The following is a 17,536-nucleotide window of genomic DNA, read 5'->3' on the forward strand; positions in this document are numbered from 1 at the left end:
GGGCCGGTCAGTGGCCGACGACCTTGGAGGCGAAGTCCGGGGCCCGCTTCTCGGCGAAGGCGATGGCGCCCTCCATGCCCTCCGGGGAGACGGCGTAGAGGTCCAGCGCGGACATCGCCATGTTGCTCAGCCCGGCCTGGTGGTCGGTGTCCGCGTTGAAGGACTGCTTGAGGAACCGGATGGCGGTCGGGGACTTCTGGGCGATCTCGTCCGCCCACTCCTGGGCCTCGTCCAGCAGGCGGTCCGGCTCGACGACGGCGTTGACCAGGCCCCAGCGCTCGGCCGTGGCCGCGTCGTACTTGCGGCACAGGTACCAGATCTCCCGCGCCCGCTTCTCCCCGACGATCCGGGCCAGGAAGGCGGAGCCGAAGCCGGCGTCGAAGGACCCGACGCGCGGGCCCGCCTGGCCGAACTGGGCGGTGGAGGAGGCGATGGACAGGTCGCACAGCACGTGCAGGACGTGGCCGCCGCCGATGGCGACGCCGTTGACGGCGGCGATGACGGGCTTGGGGATGTCCCGGATGGTCTTGTGCAGCAGGCCGATCTCGAACATGCCGGACTCGCTCGGCCCGTAGTCGCCGGTCTCGGCGCGCTGCTTGACGTCCCCGCCCGTGCAGAACGCCTTCTGGCCGGCGCCGGTGAGGATGACGGCCTGCACGCCGCGGTCGGCCCAGGCGAGCTTGAAGGCCTTGATGAGCTCCTCCACCGTCTGCGCGCGGAAGGCGTTGTACCGGTCGGGGCGGTTGATGGTGATGATCGCGGCCGCGTTGCGCCGCTCGTAGGTGATGTCCCCGAAGTCCGGGACGGCGGGGCCGCCGGCCGGGGCGGTGGCGGTCTCGGTGGTGTGCTGCGAGGTCATGGGCCTGCCTTTCGTCGTGCAGTCGTCGTGGGGTCGTCGAGTCGTCGTCGTGGCGCGCGCAACCGGGGGGGGTTCCGCGGGGTGGGAGGTGGGGGTGAGGAATGGGGTGAGCGGAGGACCGGGGGGCCCGGTTCGCGGACCGCTCAGGCGGGGGCGCCCAGCAGGTCGGCGTAGTCCGCCCGGTGGGCGCCGTCCAGCAGGGTGGACAGCAGCAGGGACAGCTGGGAGCGGATGAACCCGTCGAGGTCCATGAGCGGGGCGAAGTACCAGTGCTTGAGGGCCCAGGACTGGGCCACGATGAGCAGGTCGTAGGAGAAGATCCGCACGTCCACCGGTGCCAGCAGCCCCCGGTCCACGGCCTCCTGGACGGCGTCGCGCAGGGGCTGGGCGGTCTGGACCTCGAGGTCCTTGATGAGCTGGCGGCCCTGGTCGTCGAGCGTGTTGGACTCCCGGTAGGTCAGCAGGACGGCCTCGCGGTTGTCTTCCACGACGCGGCAGTAGGCCGCGAAGGCGGCGGCGATCCGCCGCACCGGGTCCTGCTCGGGACCGATGGCGTCGGGGATCAGCCGGGCCATGTCGTCGAGCACGCCGACGATGACGCCCTGGACGAGGTCCTGCTTGTTGCCGAAGTAGCGGTAGATCAGGCCCACCGAGACGCCGGCCTCCTCCGCGACCGCCTGCATGGAGACCGCGTGCGAGCCCCTGCGCTCCATGAGCCGGGCCGCCGCCTCCAGCAGTTGCCGCGTCCGCGCGGTCGACCGCGCCGCGCGGGCGGCATCCTCCGCCGCGACCTCGACCGCCGCTCCCTTGAGGACCACGGTGCCTCCCCGGTGTCGGTTCTGAACTGTCGTTCAGAATGAATGAATGTTCGTTCACATGTGACTCTAGACACACGCCGGGGAGGCCGTCAAGGGGTCGTCCGGAACGTCTTCCCGGCCCGTGGGACGCGGCCCCGGCCCGCCCGCCCGCAGGCGCCCGGGAACGACGAAGGGCCCCGGATCCAGGGGATCCGGGGCCCTTCGGGGCCGGCCCGGCGAGGCCGGGCGGCGGGTCAGATGCTGTACTCGGGAGCGGCCCAGACGACGACCTCGGGGTGCTCGTAGAAGCGGTACCCCTGGCCGCGGACCGTGCGCACGGTGCCGGAGAGCCGGCCCAGCTTGGAGCGCAGCCGGCGGATGTGGACGTCGATGGTGCGCTCGTTGGGCACCTCGTCGGCGTTCTTCCACAGGGACTCGAGCAGCTCGTCGCGGCCGACGGTGCGCCCGCCGTTCTCGACGAGATAGTTCAGCAGCTCGAACTCCTTGTAGGTCAGGTTCAGCCCCTCCCCGTCCAGCTGCACCTCACGGCGGGCCAGGTCGATCAGCACGCCGGGCTGGCGCGTGGACACCGGGGCGGGCGCCTGGAGCAGGTCGGGACGGGCGGCCTGCTGGATGGTCGGGTCCCCCAGCACCTGGCGGACGACCTCGAGGTCAGAGCCCGGGGCTCCGGCGGGGGCGATCGCGACGGCGGCCGCGGACTGGGAGCCCGGCACCAGCGACTCGACGTAGTGGCGCAGCTCGTTGGCCAGCCGGGTGAGGGAGGTCCCCGCGGCGGAGGCCGCCGACTCGTCCATGCCCACGTAGATGACGAACCCGCGGGCCTCGGTCTCCGTGGCCACCGCCTGGGGCCCGGGGATGCCGTTCGGCGCCAGGACGGTCAGGGGGGCGGTCTGCGGGGCCGCCTCGGCGGCCGCGGGCGCCGGGGCCCCCTCCTGCACCGGGTGCAGGGGGCGGGGCGACGGGGCCCCATAGGTGCCACCGTGCTCGCGATAGCTGCGGACCCGAGCCGCCCGGCGCTGGGCGTTGCGGACCGAGATGTGGACGTATCCCTGGGGACTGGTGCTCATGTCGATGAATCCTTGCGTCGATGCCCCGTTCGGCCGACGACTGGCGGGCCGGACCGGATCACGGTCCTCACCGCCGACCACCGGCCGGACGAAGCCGGCCCGGCCGTGCCCCCCGGTGTCACCACCGGTCGGCCGGGGCCTCGTGGAGGCCGTCCGGGTCGCGGAACTTCATGTGACAACCCTCGGGCGTCATAAATGTGTCGCGCAAGTAACAATGGCCTAGGCGTCTCATTATGTGAGACAAACCCGCCGAATCGTGACGAAGATCACTCCAGGGGGCCCCGAAAGCGGGCCTCCGGAGGGCCGCGGGGTCAACCTACAAGGTCGGCCGGCCTGCCGCTCCTTTGTTACCGGGAGCCCCGTCCGGCCGACGGGCTCACTCGGCGACGCCGTACAGGCGGTCGCCGGCGTCACCGAGACCGGGCACGATGTAGGCCTGCTCGTTGAGCCGCTCGTCGATGGCCGCCAGGTAGATGTCCACGTCCACGTCCGCCAGCTCGCCCTCGAGGCGGGCGATGCCCTCGGGCGCGGCGAGCAGGCAGATGCACGTCACGCGCCGGGCCTTGCGCGCGTACAGGAAGCGGACGGTCTCCGCGAGCGTGCCGCCCGTGGCCAGCATGGGGTCCAGGACGAACACGTGCCGGCCGGTCAGGTCGGCGGGCAGCCGCTCGGCGTAGGTGACGATGTCCAGGGTCTCCTCGTTCCGGGCCATGCCCAGGAACCCGACCTCCGCGGTCGGCGCCATCCGGACCATGCCCTCCAGCATCCCCAGGCCCGCCCGCAGGATGGGCACCACCAGGGGGGTGGGCCGCGCCAGCCGCACGCCGGTGGTCGTGGCCACGGGCGTCTCGATCTCCACCCGCTCCACCGCGACGTCCCGGGTGGCCTCGTAGGCCAGGAGCATGACCAGCTCCTCCGTCAGCTGGCGGAAGATCAGGGAGGGCGTCTCCTTCTTCCGCAGGACGGTGAGCTTGTGGGCGACGAGCGGGTGTTCGACGAGCTGTACGCGCATGGTGCAACCCTACCGGCCGCGCCGCGTGCCGCCCCGCCCGGGGCGTCCCGGGCACGGGGACCGGAGGACGGGAGGACCGGGGCGACAATGGGAGCACGGCGCCGCACCGCGCCCCGGCCCACCCGCGTGGCCCTCCCCCAGCACACCCCTCCCCCGAAGGGACCACCGTGACCGAACCGCCCCGGCCCGCCGCCCCGCCCGGACCCGTGCTCGTGGCCCTGCTGGCGCTGCTCACCGCCGTGGCCGCCCTGTCCACGGACCTGTACCTGCCCGCCCTGCCGGCCGTGGCCGCCGACCTGGGGGCCACGGCCTCCGGCGTCCAGCTGACCCTGACCGCGTTCATGGTGGGCCTGGCCGCAGGCCAGTTCGTCATCGGCCCCCTGTCCGACGTCCTGGGGCGGCGCCGACCGCTGTTGGCGGGGGTCGGGCTGTGCCTGGCGGCCAGCGTCGCCTGCGCGCTCGCCCCGGACCTCGGCACGCTGGCGCTCGCCCGGTTCGTCCAGGGCTTCTCCGGGGCGGCCGGCGTGGTGATCGCCCGGGCGATCGTCGCGGACACCACGCGCGGCCGGGCCACCGCGAAGCTCATGGGCCTGATGATGATCATCGTGGGCGTCATGCCGGTCCTGGCCCCGCTGGGCGGCGCCGCCGTGCTGCAGTTCGCCCCGTGGCGGGGCGTGTTCTGGGCCGTGGCCGCCCTCGTGCTCGTCATGGTCGTCGGCTCGCTCACCGTGGTGCCGGAGACGCTGCCCCCCGAACGCCGGCACCCGGTCGGCCTTCGGCCCCTGCTGGCGAACGCCGCGGCCGTGCTGCGCACGCGCCGCTACCGGTACGCGCTGCTCACCTTCGCCCTGTCCTTCGGGGCGATGTTCTCCTACATCTCCGCCTCGCCGTTCGTCCTGCAGGAGGTCGCGGGCCTGACGACGGTGCAGTACGCCGTGGCCTTCGGGGTCAACGGCCTGGGGATGATGACCGCGGGCCTGGTGTCCATCCGCCTCGTGGACCGGTTGCCCGTGCTGCGGGTCCTGTCCGTCGGCGTCGGCCTGCTGCTGCTGGCGGCCGTGGGGCTGCTGGTCACCGTCCTGCTGGGCACGCCCACCGTGCCCCTGCTGGCGTGCCTGTTCGTGCTCGTCTCCGCCATGGGGCTGGTGCTGGGCAACGCGAGCGCCACGGCCATGGGGGCGGTCCCCGACCGGGCCGGGACGGGCTCCGCCCTGCTGGGCACCACGCAGTTCCTGCTCGCCGCGCTCGTGGCCCCGCTGGTGGGCCTGGGCGGGAAGGCGGACCCGCTGCCCATGGCCGTCACCGTGCTGGCCTGCGCCGCGCTCGCCGCGACGGCGCTGCTCGCCCTGCCCCGGGACGCGGGCGACCGGACCCGGGCGGCCGTCGATGGCTGACCGGTCCCGGCACGAGCACTGGATGGCCCTCGCCCTCGAGGAGGCCCGGCGGGCCACCGCCACCGGGGACGTGCCCATCGGCGCCGTGGTCCTCGGTCCCGACGGCGCCGTGCTGGGCACCGGGCGCAACGAGCGGGAGGCGAGCGGGGACCCGACCGCCCATGCCGAGGTGCTGGCGCTGCGGGCCGCGGCGGCCGCCCGCCGGGACACCGCCGGGGACGACGGCTGGCGGCTGGACGACTGCACGCTCGTGGTCACCCTGGAGCCGTGCGCCATGTGCGCGGGGGCGATCGTGCTGGCCCGCCTGCCCCGGCTGGTCTTCGGCGCGTGGGACCCCAAGGCCGGGGCCTGCGGGTCCGTGTTCGACGTGGTCCGCGAGCCCCGCCTGAACCACTGGGTCGAGGTGTACCCGGGGGTGCGCGAGGACGAGTGCGGGGAGCTGCTGGTGGACTTCTTCCGCGCCCGCCGAGGCTGATTGGGACGCTGCCCGCCGCGTCCGGTAAGATGGTCCGGTCTGGTGACGTGTCCGAGCGGCCGAAGGTGCAACACTCGAAATGTTGTGTAGGTTCACCCCTACCGTGGGTTCAAATCCCACCGTCACCGCCAGCCGACAGGCCCTCGCCCCGCATGACCAGCGGGCGGGGGCCTGTCGTCTATCCGCGGCGGATGCCGACGCCGGATCTTCCCGAGAGGCAGGACGATGAGCACGACGAGCACGCAGGACACCCTCCCCACCCAGGAGGAGGTCCGCCGGTGGCGGGGTGACTTCCCGCTGCTGGCCACCGAGGTCAACGGCCACCCCCTGGCCTACCTCGATTCCGGCGCCACCTCCCAGAAGCCGACCGCCGTCCTCGACGCCGAGCGCGAGTACTACGGCCGGCTCAACGCCGCCGTGCACCGTGGCGCACACACCCTCGCCGCCGAGGCCACGGTGCTCTTCGAGGACGCCCGGGCCACGGTGGCCCGCTTCGTGGGCGCGGCCGAGGACGAGGTCGTCTGGACCTCCAACGCCACCGAGGCCCTCAACCTGGTCGCCTACTCGTTCTCCAACGCGAGCGCCGGCCGCGGCGGCGAGGCCGCCCGGCGCTTCCGGCTCGGCCCCGGCGACGAGCTCGTGGTCACCGAGCAGGAGCACCACGCGAACCTCATCCCCTGGCAGGAGCTCGCCGCACGCACCGGGGCCACGCTCCGGTACATCCCCGTCACGGACTCCGGCGCCCTGGACCTCGAGGCCGCCGGCGAGGTCATCACCGAGCGCACCCGGCTCGTGGCGTTCACGCACGTCTCCAACGTCCTGGGCCTGGTCAATCCGGTGGCCGAGCTGACGGCGCGCGCCCATGCGGTGGGCGCCCTCGTGGTGCTCGACGCCTGCCAGTCGGTGCCGCACCTGCCGGTCGACTTCCCGGCCCTCGGGGTGGACTTCGCCGCCTTCTCCGGCCACAAGATGCTCGCCCCCACCGGCATCGGCGCCCTCTACGGCCGCCGGGAGCTGCTGGCCGCGATGCCGCCGTTCCTCACCGGCGGGTCCATGATCACCACGGTGACCATGGAGGGCGCCGAGTACCTGCCGCCGCCGCAGCGCTTCGAGGCCGGCACCCAGAAGGTCTCGCAGGCGATCGCCCTGGCGGCCGCCGTGGACTACCTGGGGGCCATCGGCATGGAGCGGATCGCCGCGCACGAGGCCGAGCTGGGCCGGCGGCTGGTGGAGGGCCTCGCGGCCCTGCCCGGGATCCGCGTCCTCGGCGGGGACGTCCCGGGCGGGCGCGTGGGCCTGGCCAGCTTCGACGTGGCCGGGGTGCACGCCCACGACGTCGGCCAGTTCCTGGACGACCGCGGGATCGCCGTGCGCGTGGGCCACCACTGCGCCCAGCCCCTGCACCGGCGCCTCGGCGTCACCGCCTCCACCCGGGCGAGCACGTACCTCTACACGACCGACGAGGACGTGAGCCGCCTGCTCGAGGGCGTGGCCGGCGTCGGCGCGTTCTTCGGGGTGGACGCATGAGCGCCGCCGACCTGCAGGGCCTGTACCAGGAACTGATCCTGGACCACGCCAAGACCCCCTCCGGCACCGGGCTGCTGGACGCCCCGGGCGGGCAGTCCCACCAGCTCAACCCGACGTGCGGGGACGAGATCACCCTCCAGGTGCACCTCGCCGAGGACGGCACGGTGGGCCAGGTCCGCTGGGAGGGCCACGGCTGCGCCATCTCCCAGGCCTCGGCCTCCCTGCTCTCGGAGCTGGCCGAGGGCCTGACGACGGCCGAGCTGACCGAGCGCATCGGGGCCTTCCGCACCGCGATGCAGTCCCGCGGGAAGATCCAGCCCTCCGAGGAGCTGTTCGGCGACGCCGTGGCCCTGGGCGGCGTCTCGCGCTACGTGGCCCGCGTCAAGTGCGCCATGCTCGCGTGGGTGGCCGCCGAGGACGCCCTCGCCCAGGCGACCGCCGGGCGCTGATGCCCCTTGGGGCCCCCGGGAAACCCCGAGGGGTCCGGACACGGGGCCGCGGTCACGTGCCGGCGCACGGCCGCGGCCATGGGGTGGTTACCTGAATCACCTTTCAGGTGTACGGTGCGGTGGTCCGTCCCGCCGTCGAGGAGCCCGGGTGGGGATGCCCGGCCGGCCGCGGGGACGCGGAGGAGGAACCGCCATGACCCCATGCCCCGCCGAGTCTCGCCCCCACGATCGGGAGCCGCTCCGTGCCGCCCACCGGGACCGGACCGGACCGCCGCGCCCGCCGCGCCCCGGGCGCCGGGCCCCGGCCGCCGCGCTGGCCGCCGTCGTGCTGACGGGGCTGGTCTCCGTCCTCGCGCTCGTGGGCTTCCCGCCCGCCGCCCAGGCGATCCTGTGCCCGCCCGCTCTCGGGACGCTGCCCGGGTGCACGGGCCCGACGGACGCGGGAACCGGAGGCACGGAGGCCGACGCGTCCGCCCCCAGCGGGACGTGGACCACCGAGACGATCGCCGGGATGGCCGTGCACCTCTACGTGCCCACCACGGCACCCGCCCACCCGGACGGGCGGGCCCTGATGGTCTCCCTGCACGGCTGCGTCCAGAAGGCGGGAGACCTCAGGACCGGGGGCAACTGGACCGCCACGGCCGACGAGTACGGCATGGTCGTCGCCCTCCCGGCGGCACCGAACGGGGGCGTGCTGCTGGGCTGCTGGGACTACTACGGCACCGGGCACGACCGCACCGCGCCCGCACGCCACGACGACAACCTGCTCGGCCTCGTCGGTGCGCTCACCGCGCGTGACGCCCTGGACTTGGACACGGACCAGGTGTACCTCTCCGGCCTGAGCTCCGGCGGGGGCCAGACGATGGTCATGGGCTGCCTGGCCCCGGACGTCTTCGCCGGCATCGGCATCAACGCCGGTCCGACGGTCGGCACCGGCTCGGGACAGATCTCCACCGTCTCCACGACCCAGGCCCAGGGCACCGCGACGTGCCGGGACTTCGCGGGGGACGCGGCGTCCGCCTTCGGCACGCAGCTGACCTCGGTCGTCTACGGCAACGACGACACGGTGGTCGCGCCGGGGTACAACCCCCTGAACGCGCGGATCATGGCCGGCATCTACGGGGCCGCCACGGTGTCCTCCTTCCCGCTGGCGGGACTGGACGGCTCCAGCACGGCAGGGGAGGGCACGCTCTACTCCGACGACCGCGGCCCGCGCGTGTCCCTGGTCCAGAACACGGGGCTCGGCCACAACTGGCCCGCGGGCGAGGGCCCGGGTGGCCCGTACATCTCCACCCGCAGCATCGACTACCCGGCCTACGTGACGGCCTTCTTCGTCGAGAACAACCGGCGCACCGGTCCGGTGCCCCCGCCGGGGCCGACCCCGACGGCCGAGCCCACGCTCACGGCCGAGCCCACGCCCACGCTGACGCCCACGGCGGAGCCCTCCCCGACGACCGAGCCGACGCCCGCCCCGACGGGCAGCACCGCACCGACCGGGGACCCGGACGGCTGCGTCACCGCGGCCAACGCGGACCACGAGGCGGCCGGCCGCGCGGTGTCCTACGGCACGGACCCCTACAACCCGTTCTACGCCGTCGGGACCCAGGACTACCTCGGCCAGGGCGATGCCACGGTGACCAGCCTGCGGCGCACGGCCGAGGGCGTGTACGACCACGTCCCGGCCTGCTGAGGGGCACCGGGACGGACGGGCGGGCGGGTGGCTCAGCGCACGGGCGGGTCGCCCAGCTGCCGGTCGAGGAAGTCCGCGATGACCGGCCACGTCAGCTGCTCGCCGGGGACGGGTGCGGGGTCCAGGTGGGCGGAGACCACGGTGGTGGGCAGCGCGGCGACCGACCCGGCGTAGCGGACGTCGTGCCCCACCCCGCCGACCTCGTAGTATGCGCTGGGCACGCCGGCGCCCGCGAGCGCCTCGAACAGCACGGCGCTCTGCTGGTGGGGCACCACCCAGTCCTCCGTCCCGTGGGTGATGAGCGTGGGCGCGTCCGCGGCGTCCACGTAGGCCAGCGGGCTGGCCGCCAGCGCCAGGGCGGGGTGCTGCACGGTGGACGCGCCGATCAGCCGGGACTCGAAGGCCCCGGGGTCGTCGTGGCACAGCGTCACCCGGTAGGCGGCGTTGAACCGCTCGCAGGCCCCGGGGATCATCTGGCCCGTGAGGGTGAGGAAGTCCACGGGGGCGAAGAAGTCCACCACGGCGGACACCCGCGAGGACACCCCGGTCACGCCCACGGTCCCCTCCAGGGCGGGCTCGTTGCCGGCGACCCCGAGCATGGCGGCGATCCACCCGCCGGAGGAGTTGCCCGCCGCCGCGATCCGGGCGGGGTCCAGGCCCCAACGCCCGGCGTGGGCGCGGACGAAGCGCACGGCGGCCTTGGCGTCGTGCAGCTGGGCCGGGAACGTGGCCTGGGAGGAGCTGCGCACGGAGAACAGCCCGACGGCGTAGCCCCGCCGCACCAGCTGCTCGGCGACCCGTTCCCCGCCCACGTTGCCGCCGTCCGACCGCCAGCCGGAGCCCTGGCTCCACAGCACCACCGGGAACGGGCCCGCCCCCTCGCGGGGCACGAACAGGTCGAGGGTCCCCGCCTGGCCCGGCAGCGGCGCGTACTCCAGCCCCAGGTGGGCCTCGGCGCCGCGCGGCAGGTCCCGGGACGACGCCGGCCCGGCCGACTCCAGCAGGGCGGGCACGGCTCCCAGCAGCAGTGCCACCACCGCCACGATCCCGGCGAGCAGCCGACGGGCGCGCCGCCGTCGAGGGTCGGTCGGGGGCTCGGGATCCGGGGCACCCGGCGGGGGACCCGCAGGCCCCGTCACGGTGGTGCCGGCGGGGCCGGGCGTCACGTCCATGCTGGGTCCTTCTCCGGCGTCCCCCGGCCCGCGGGGCTCCGCCTCCAGCGTAGGCGCCGCCGCGTGCCCGGTCAGGGCACGGTTCGGTCACGGGGTGGTCGGGGGCGAGGCGGCCGCCGCGGGCACGACCTGTCACGATGGACGCATGACGGTGAGGATCCTGGCCATCGGCAAGAAGCACGAGTCCTGGGTGTCGGAGGGCATCGACCGCTACGCCAAGCGGCTCAAGAAGCCCTTCGACGCCTCCTGGCACCTGCTGCCCCACTCGTCCCGGGAGGGCGACGCGGCGCGGGCCGAGGAGTCGGCGCGGATCCTGGCGAAGGTCGAGGACCGGGACCACCTCGTGCTGCTGGACGAGCGGGGCACCGGCTTCGACTCCCCCGGCCTCTCCCGTCACCTGCAGGGACGCTTCGACGCCGGCCAGGCCGTCACCCTCGTCATCGGTGGCGCCTACGGCGTGGACGCGTCCGTGCACGCCCGGGCGGACACCGTGTGGTCGCTGTCCAGGCTGGTCTTCCCGCACCAGCTGGTCCGGCTCATCCTCGCCGAGCAGCTCTACCGCGCCCAGGAGATCGCGGGGGGCCGCCCCTACCACCACGTCTGAGGCATCCCGCGGGGCCGGTCAGAAGGGCACCTTCACGGCCAGCAGGCCGGTGCCGGCGCCCCGCCCGGACAGGACGCGGCAGAAGTCCAGGGCGTCCATCGCGAGGCGTTCCCCACCCGTGCCCTCGTCCCAGTGCCCGCCGGCCGGACCGGAGAGGTCGAGCTCGAACGGCCGGCCGTGGCGTACGGCCCACTCCGCCACCACGTCTGCCACGATCACGCCCTCGTGCCCGGCCGTCACCGGCAGCAGCACCCCGGTGGCCCGGGCGATGTCCAGCCGGTGCATGAACGGGTCGCGCGTGAGGATCGTGTCGATGGTGTAGGCCAGGGTCCAGCGCTCCATGGTCCCCTCGAACTCCTGGCCGAGGATGACGCGGGAGGCCACGAGCGGGGCGAAGCGGGACCGGAACCGCACGGCGCGCGGGGCCACCCGGCGATACCGCTCGACCAGGCCGGCCGCGTCCAGGCCGGCATGCTCCTGCACCTGCAGGGCCGTCACGGCGTCGAGCTGTGAGAGTCGCCCACGCCGGGCGCGACGAGACGCCGCGACCGTCTGCCGGACCAACTCGCCGATCGACGCCGCGTACTCCGCCATGCCCAGCATGTGCCCGGCCATGTCCCGCACGGTCCAGCCCGGGCACTCGGTGGGCCGGTCCCAGTCCTCGGGCGAGAGCAGCTCGAGGGTGGAGACCACGCGCTGGTACTCGGTGGCGGCGAGCGCCATGGCCTGCCCGTGGTCGAACCGGGAGCGCACGATGTCCGGCATGGGGCGCATTCTGCGCCGTTGCACCCGCGCAGTCCATCCCCCGGCGACCTTCCCACCGCCTTCCCGTTGCCCTTCCCGGTGTCCTTCCCGGGTCGCGAACCGTGGATGTGCGGCCCCGGCATCCACGGTTCGCGACCCGGGAGCGGGAGGGGACGCGGAACGGGTGAGCGGGAGGGGCAACGGAACGGGTGAGCGGGAGGGGACGCGGGACGAGCGCGCGGGGACGCGGGAGGGGCACGGCCCTGCGCGTCCGTGCCGCGGCGTACGCTGATCTGCGATGGCAGCCGACCCCACCACCGACCAGGCGACCGGCCGGTCCACCGCTCCGGCGGGCCCAGCGGCCGGCCGGGCGAGCGCCCCGGCGGGCCCCGCGACCGGCCCGACGACGCCGGGCGCCCAGGACCCGGCCGCGGTCCTGGGCCGCTTCACCCCCGCCACGCGCGAGTGGTTCACGGGGGCCTTCGCGGCGCCCACCCCCGCGCAGCTGGGCGCATGGGACGCCATCTCCTCCGGCCAGCACGCCCTGGTCGTCGCCCCCACGGGATCCGGCAAGACCCTCTCGGCGTTCCTGTGGGCCCTGGACGGCTTCCTGCGCCCCCGGGAGCGGCCCGCGGGCGGCGACGCCCCGGCCGCCGGACCCGGACAGGACCCCCTGCCGGGAGCGCCGCCCGCCCCCGCCGCTGGAACCGGGACGTCCGGCAAGCGGCCGAAGGAACTCACCCGGGTCCTCTACGTCTCCCCGCTCAAGGCACTCGGCGTGGACGTGGAGCGGAACCTGCGCGCCCCGCTCATCGGGATCACCCAGACGGCCCGGCGGCTCGGGGTCGAGGCCCCGGAGGTCCGCGTGGGCGTGCGCTCCGGGGACACCCCGGCCCGCGAGCGCCGGCAGCTCGTGAGCCACCCCCCGGACATCCTCATCACCACCCCGGAGTCCCTGTACCTCATGCTCACCTCGCAGGCGCGCTCCACGCTGGCCGGGGTGGAGACGGTGATCGTGGACGAGGTGCACGCGGTGGCCGGCACCAAGCGCGGCGCCCACCTGGCGGTATCCCTCGAGCGGCTGGACGCGCTGCTGCCGGCCCCCGCCCAGCGCATCGGCCTGTCCGCCACGGTGGAGCCGAAGGAGGAGGTCGCCCGCTTCCTCGGCGGCATCCAGCCGGTGCGGGTGGTGGCCCCGGGGTCGGCGAAGTCCTGGGACGTGCACGTCACGGTGCCCGTCCCGGACATGACCGAACTGCCCGCCGCGGCCGCCGCCCACGACCTCGGGCCGGGCTCCGGGCTCCAGGCCCAGGCCTCGATCTGGCCGCACGTGGAGGAGCGGATCGTGGACCTCGTGGCCCGCAACCGCTCCACGATCGTCTTCGCGAACTCCCGCCGGCTCGCCGAGCGGCTCACCGGCCGGCTCAACGAGATCTGGGAGGAGCGCCTTGCCGCTGCGGCAGAGGGCGTCGCGGCCGGGACGCACGGGACGGCCGGGACGGATGGTCTTGACGGCGCCGGACCGGCCGAGCCGGCCCGGCTGGGGGACGTGCTGGCCGGCGTCGTGCCCGGCCGGACGGGCGGGGACCGGGAGCGGCGCGGCGCCCCGGCCCAGGTGATGGCCCAGGCCGGCCAGTCGGCGGGCACGGCCGCCGAGGGCACCGGCGGTGAGTTCGCCCGGGCGCACCACGGATCGGTGTCCAAGGAGCAGCGGGCCCTGATCGAGGACGCGCTGAAGACGGGCCGGCTGCGCTGCGTGGTGGCCACGAGCTCGCTGGAGCTGGGCATCGACATGGGCGCCGTGGACCTCGTCATCCAGGTCGAGTCCCCGCCCTCGGTCGCCTCCGGCCTGCAGCGCGTGGGCCGGGCCGGGCACCAGGTCGGGGAGACCTCCACCGGCTGGTTCTTCCCCAAGCACCGCGGCGACCTCGTGGACACCGCGGTCGTGGTGGAGCGCATGCTCGCCGGGCGCATCGAGTCCCTGTCCGTGCCCGCCAACCCGCTGGACATCCTCGCCCAGCAGACCGTGGCGGCGTGCGCCCTGGACGAGATCGACGCCGAGGACTGGTTCGACCGGCTGCGCCGCACCGCACCCTTCGCCACGCTGCCGCACTCGGCCTACGAGTCCGTGCTGGACCTGCTCTCCGGGCGCTATCCCTCGGACGAGTTCGCCGAGCTGCGCCCGCGCGTGGTGTGGGACCGCGAGGCCGGCACCCTCACCGGCCGCAACGGCTCGCAGTGGCTGGCGGTCACCTCCGGCGGCACCATCCCGGACCGGGGGCTGTTCGGCGTCTTCCTGGCCGGCTCGGAGGACCGCACCGGCGGCGCGGACGGCCCGGCGGCGGCCGGCACCGCGCGCACGGGCGGGCGCCGGGTGGGCGAGCTGGACGAGGAGATGGTCTACGAGTCCCGCGTCGGGGACGTGATCGTGCTGGGGGCCACCAGCTGGCAGATCCAGGACATCACCCACGACCGCGTCCTCGTCCTGCCCGCCTTCGGCCAGCCGGGCAAGCTGCCGTTCTGGCGCGGGGACGCCGAGGGCCGGCCCGCCGAGCTCGGCGCGGCCGTCGGCGCCTTCCGGCGCGAGGTGGAGGCCGCGCTGGGACCGGACGGCACGCCGTCGGGACCGGCCGGGGAGCGGCTCGCCGCGGCCGGGCTGGACGGATGGGCGCGGGACAACCTCGCCGCGTACCTGTCCGAGCAGCGCGAGTCCACCGGGGTGGTCCCCACGGAGCGCACCCTCGTGGTGGAGCGGTTCCTGGACGAGCTGAGCGACTGGCGCGTGGTGCTGCACTCCCCCTTCGGGATGCCCGTGCACGCCCCGTGGGCGCTGGCCGTCGGGGCCCGGCTGCACGCCCGCTACGGCATGGACGGCTCGGCCATGGCGGCCGACGACGGGATCGTGCTGCGGGTGCCGATGATGGACGACGAGCCGCCCGGGGCCGACCTGTTCCTGTTCACCGCCGAGGAGCTGGATGAGCTCGTCACGGCCGAGGTGGGCGGCTCGGCCCTGTTCGCGGCCCGGTTCCGGGAGAACGCCGCCCGCGCCCTGCTGCTGCCGCGGCGGGACCCGGGCCGGCGCTCGCCCCTGTGGCAGCAGCGCCAGCGGGCCGCCCAGCTGCTCGAGGTGGCCCGGAAGTACCCGCAGTTCCCGGTCATCCTGGAGACGGTGCGCGAGTGCCTGCAGGACGTCTATGACCTGCCGGCCCTCAAGGACCTGGCCGGGCGGATCGAGGCGAAGTCGGTGCGGCTGGTGGAGACCACCACGAAGTCGCCCTCGCCCTTCGCGCAGTCGCTGCTGTTCGGCTACGTGGCCCAGTTCATCTACGAGGGCGACTCCCCGCTCGCCGAGCGCCGCGCCGCCGCCCTGTCCCTGGACCCCGGGCTGCTCAACGAGCTGCTGGGCCGGGCCGAGCTGGCCGACCTGCTGGACGCCGAGGTCATCGCCACCGTGGAGGCGGACCTGCAGCGGCTCTCCCCCGCCCGCCGCGTCCGGGGCGCCGAGGGCCTGGCGGACCTGCTGCGGCTGCTCGGGCCGCTGACCGCCGCCGAGGCCGCGGCGCGCCTGCAGTCCGGGCGTCCGCCGGAGGCCGAAGCGGGAGCCGTGGCGGGAGCGGTGGCGGCCGGCGCGGCCGGGGTGGTCGCGGGAGCCGGCGACGAGGGCGCCCCGGACGACGGCGCGGTCGAGCCGGTGGCCGCGGAGCCACCCGTGGCGCCGCCCGCCGGCGAGGAGGAGGCCGCCGAACTGCTCGACGGGCTGGTGGCCGCGCACCGGGCGCTGCGGATCCGGCTGGCCGGCCGGGAGCACTACGCCGCGGTCGAGGACGCCGCCCGCCTCCGGGACGCCCTCGGGGTGGCCCTGCCGATGGGCGTGCCGCTGGCCTTCATCGAGCCGGTCGCGGACCCGCTGGGGGACCTGGTCTCCCGCTACGCCCGCACCCACGGGCCCTTCACCGCCACCGAGGCGGGGGCCGCGCTGGGACTCGGTGCCGCCGTCGTGCTCCAGGTCCTGCAGCGCCTGGCCGCCGAGCGCCGGGTCACCGAGGGCCGGTACCGGCCCGGCGGGGAGTCACCGGCCGGGCCGCTGGACGCCGAGTGGTGCGAGGTCGAGGTGCTGCGCCGGATCCGGCGGCGCTCCCTCGCGGCCCTGCGCGCCGAGGTCGAGCCGGTCGAGCAGCCCGCCTACGCGCGGTTCCTCGCGGACTGGCAGCACCTGGAGCCGGCGCCGGGCGGCGGCTCGCCGGCCACGCTGCGCGGGATCGACGGCGTGGCGACCGTCCTGGAGCAGCTCGCCGGGGTGCCCGTGCCCGCCAGCGCGTGGGAGTCGCACGTGCTGCCGGCCCGCGTGCGGGACTACGCCCCCGCGCAGCTGGACGAGCTGCTCGCGAGCGGGGAGTTCCTGTGGGCCGGCACCGCGGCCGCCGCCGGCACCGACGGCTGGATCGCCTTCCACCCGGCCGAGACGGTGGACCTCGGGATCGTGCGCGCCGAGGACTTCGAGCCCGGACCGGTGCACCGGGCGCTGGAGGCGGTGCTCGACGGCGGCGGGGCCTGGTTCTTCGGCCCGCTCGCCGCGCGCGTCCGGGCCGGCTGGGAGGGCGAGCCGCTGTCCACCCACGACCTGCTCGCCGCGCTCTGGGAGCTGGTCTGGGCCGGGCGGGTCGGCAACGACACCTTCGCACCGGTGCGCGGACTGCTCGGCCGGGGCCGGACCGCGCACAAGTCGCGCGCCCGCACGCCCCGCGCGCGCTCGGCCCGGCCCGGCGGGGGCGCCCGGCTGTCCCGGCTGCGCCGGCTCGAGGAGGCCACCGGGGCGTTCGGCGCCGGCGGCCTCGACGGCGAGGGCACCGGGACCCCGGGGCGCGGGGCCGGGATGCCGGTGGAACTGGGCCCGGCGGACGCCGCCCGGGCGGCCGGGCGCTGGTCGCTGCTGCCGGCCCCGCTCGAGGACCCGACGATCCGCGCGCACGCCGCCGCCGAGGCCCTGCTGGAGCGCTACGGCGTCATCACCCGCGGCTCCGTGGTCGCCGAGGAGGTCCCGGGCGGCTTCGGCACCCAGTACCGCCTGCTGACCCGGATGGAGGAGGCCGGCCAGGTCCGCCGCGGCTACTACGTTGAGCACCTCGGGGCCGCCCAGTTCTCCACCGGGGCCACCGTGGACCGGCTGCGCGGCTTCGCGCGCCAGGACGTGGCCGCCCCCGAGTCCCCGCCGTCCGGGCCGGGGGGCTGGTCCCCGCCCGGCAGTGGCGGCCGTCCGCGGCCGGGCCGGGACGAGTGGTCCCGTGCGGGTGGCGCCGCCCGGCCGGACCCCGGCCCACCGGCCCTCGCGCTGGCGGCCACGGACCCGGCCAACCCCTACGGCGCGGCCCTGCCGTGGCCGGAGCTGCCCCCGGGCCCGGACGGGGTGCGCCCCACGGGCCAGCGCCCGGGGCGCAAGGCCGGGGCCGTCGTGGTGCTCGTGGCCGGGGAGCTGGTGCTGTACGTGGAGCGCGGCGGGCGCACGCTGCTGTGCTTCTCCGAGGACCCGGAGGTCCTGGGGTCGACCGCCCGGGCGCTCGAGTGGGCGCTGCGGACCGCCCGGGTGGAGAAGATGTCCCTGGAGAAGGTCAACGGCCTGTCCCTGCCGGGCACGGCCCTGGCGGAGGCCCTGCTCGAGGCGGGGTTCTACTCCTCGCCCTCCGGCGTGAGGTTCCGCTCGTGAGGGCCCGGCCCGCCGGCACCCGGG

13 protein-coding genes and 1 tRNA gene are annotated in these 17,536 nt (G+C 75.4%); 8 read left to right on the top strand and 6 right to left on the bottom strand.

Features of this window, described 5'->3' with window-relative positions; all coding sequences use genetic code 11:
* Positions 1 to 7 precede the first annotated feature (7 nt).
* The 4 genes from E7744_RS12410 to upp all read right to left on the bottom strand — a co-directional run bounded on the left by E7744_RS12410 (position 8) and on the right by upp (position 3,756).
* Positions 8 to 859 (bottom strand): enoyl-CoA hydratase-related protein, encoded by an 852-nt coding sequence (locus tag E7744_RS12410; RefSeq protein WP_210417111.1) that lies wholly within the window; start codon positions 857 to 859, stop codon positions 8 to 10.
* Between the two features lie 143 nt (positions 860 to 1,002).
* On the bottom strand, positions 1,003 to 1,677 hold the full coding sequence (locus tag E7744_RS12415) for a TetR/AcrR family transcriptional regulator (protein ID WP_246858446.1): 675 nt from the start codon (positions 1,675 to 1,677) through the stop codon (positions 1,003 to 1,005).
* Positions 1,678 to 1,910: 233 nt separating this feature from the next.
* Positions 1,911 to 2,744, bottom strand: a complete 834-nt coding sequence (locus E7744_RS12420) for a winged helix-turn-helix domain-containing protein (protein ID WP_137774377.1) — start codon at positions 2,742 to 2,744, stop codon at positions 1,911 to 1,913.
* 376 nt (positions 2,745 to 3,120) lie between these two features.
* Positions 3,121 to 3,756: a uracil phosphoribosyltransferase gene (gene upp / locus E7744_RS12425; RefSeq protein ID WP_137774378.1), complete on the bottom strand. Its 636-nt coding sequence runs from the start codon at positions 3,754 to 3,756 to the stop codon at positions 3,121 to 3,123.
* A gap of 167 nt (positions 3,757 to 3,923) precedes the next feature.
* Between upp and E7744_RS12430 the strand changes: the two genes are divergently transcribed.
* The 6 genes from E7744_RS12430 (at position 3,924) to E7744_RS12455 (ending at position 9,291) form a co-directional block, all read left to right on the top strand.
* Positions 3,924 to 5,150 carry a multidrug effflux MFS transporter gene (locus E7744_RS12430; protein WP_210417112.1) on the top strand — a complete coding sequence of 409 codons (1,227 nt, stop codon included), beginning with the start codon at positions 3,924 to 3,926 and terminating at the stop codon, positions 5,148 to 5,150.
* A complete protein-coding gene (gene tadA, locus E7744_RS12435; RefSeq protein ID WP_137774379.1) occupies positions 5,143 to 5,625 on the top strand; it encodes a tRNA adenosine(34) deaminase TadA in 483 nt (160 codons plus the stop codon). The genes E7744_RS12430 and tadA overlap by 8 nt, the downstream gene beginning before the upstream one ends.
* A gap of 41 nt (positions 5,626 to 5,666) precedes the next feature.
* Positions 5,667 to 5,756, top strand: a tRNA-Ser gene (locus tag E7744_RS12440).
* A gap of 94 nt (positions 5,757 to 5,850) precedes the next feature.
* Positions 5,851 to 7,152 carry an aminotransferase class V-fold PLP-dependent enzyme gene (locus E7744_RS12445; protein ID WP_137774380.1) on the top strand — a complete coding sequence of 434 codons (1,302 nt, stop codon included), beginning with the start codon at positions 5,851 to 5,853 and terminating at the stop codon, positions 7,150 to 7,152.
* A complete protein-coding gene (sufU, locus tag E7744_RS12450) occupies positions 7,149 to 7,601 on the top strand; it encodes a Fe-S cluster assembly sulfur transfer protein SufU (RefSeq protein ID WP_137774381.1) in 453 nt (150 codons plus the stop codon). Before E7744_RS12445 ends, sufU begins: the two co-directional genes overlap by 4 nt.
* A gap of 193 nt (positions 7,602 to 7,794) precedes the next feature.
* A complete protein-coding gene (locus tag E7744_RS12455) occupies positions 7,795 to 9,291 on the top strand; it encodes a PHB depolymerase family esterase (protein ID WP_137774382.1) in 1,497 nt (498 codons plus the stop codon).
* 32 nt (positions 9,292 to 9,323) lie between these two features.
* On the opposite strand, the gene E7744_RS12460 is transcribed toward E7744_RS12455, so the two are convergent.
* A complete protein-coding gene (locus E7744_RS12460) occupies positions 9,324 to 10,463 on the bottom strand; it encodes an alpha/beta hydrolase (protein ID WP_137774383.1) in 1,140 nt (379 codons plus the stop codon).
* Positions 10,464 to 10,608: 145 nt separating this feature from the next.
* On the opposite strand from E7744_RS12460, the gene E7744_RS12465 reads away from it, so the two are divergent.
* On the top strand, positions 10,609 to 11,067 hold the full coding sequence (locus E7744_RS12465) for a 23S rRNA (pseudouridine(1915)-N(3))-methyltransferase RlmH (RefSeq protein WP_210417113.1): 459 nt from the start codon (positions 10,609 to 10,611) through the stop codon (positions 11,065 to 11,067).
* Between the two features lie 18 nt (positions 11,068 to 11,085).
* On the opposite strand, the gene E7744_RS12470 is transcribed toward E7744_RS12465, so the two are convergent.
* Positions 11,086 to 11,832: a maleylpyruvate isomerase family mycothiol-dependent enzyme gene (locus E7744_RS12470; RefSeq protein WP_168199818.1), complete on the bottom strand. Its 747-nt coding sequence runs from the start codon at positions 11,830 to 11,832 to the stop codon at positions 11,086 to 11,088.
* 277 nt (positions 11,833 to 12,109) lie between these two features.
* On the opposite strand from E7744_RS12470, the gene E7744_RS12475 reads away from it, so the two are divergent.
* The gene (locus tag E7744_RS12475; RefSeq protein WP_137774385.1) at positions 12,110 to 17,512 is read left to right on the top strand and encodes a DEAD/DEAH box helicase; all 5,403 of its coding nucleotides are present in this window, start codon (positions 12,110 to 12,112) and stop codon (positions 17,510 to 17,512) included.
* The last annotated feature ends 24 nt before the right edge of the window (positions 17,513 to 17,536 follow it).

It is taken from the genome of Citricoccus sp. SGAir0253, assembly GCF_005877055.1.
GTDB lineage: Bacteria > Actinomycetota > Actinomycetes > Actinomycetales > Micrococcaceae > Citricoccus.

Coding starts and splice junctions, on each gene's coding strand:
- E7744_RS12410 (WP_210417111.1), bottom strand. CDS start 859: ATGACCTCGCAGCACACCACCGAGACCGCCACCGCCCCGGCCGGCGGC.
- E7744_RS12420 (WP_137774377.1), bottom strand. CDS start 2,744: ATGAGCACCAGTCCCCAGGGATACGTCCACATCTCGGTCCGCAACGCC.
- upp (WP_137774378.1), bottom strand. CDS start 3,756: ATGCGCGTACAGCTCGTCGAACACCCGCTCGTCGCCCACAAGCTCACC.
- tadA (WP_137774379.1), top strand. CDS start 5,143: ATGGCTGACCGGTCCCGGCACGAGCACTGGATGGCCCTCGCCCTCGAG.
- E7744_RS12445 (WP_137774380.1), top strand. CDS start 5,851: ATGAGCACGACGAGCACGCAGGACACCCTCCCCACCCAGGAGGAGGTC.
- sufU (WP_137774381.1), top strand. CDS start 7,149: ATGAGCGCCGCCGACCTGCAGGGCCTGTACCAGGAACTGATCCTGGAC.
- E7744_RS12455 (WP_137774382.1), top strand. CDS start 7,795: ATGACCCCATGCCCCGCCGAGTCTCGCCCCCACGATCGGGAGCCGCTC.
- E7744_RS12460 (WP_137774383.1), bottom strand. CDS start 10,463: ATGGACGTGACGCCCGGCCCCGCCGGCACCACCGTGACGGGGCCTGCG.
- E7744_RS12465 (WP_210417113.1), top strand. CDS start 10,609: ATGACGGTGAGGATCCTGGCCATCGGCAAGAAGCACGAGTCCTGGGTG.
- E7744_RS12470 (WP_168199818.1), bottom strand. CDS start 11,832: ATGCCGGACATCGTGCGCTCCCGGTTCGACCACGGGCAGGCCATGGCG.
- E7744_RS12475 (WP_137774385.1), top strand. CDS start 12,110: ATGGCAGCCGACCCCACCACCGACCAGGCGACCGGCCGGTCCACCGCT.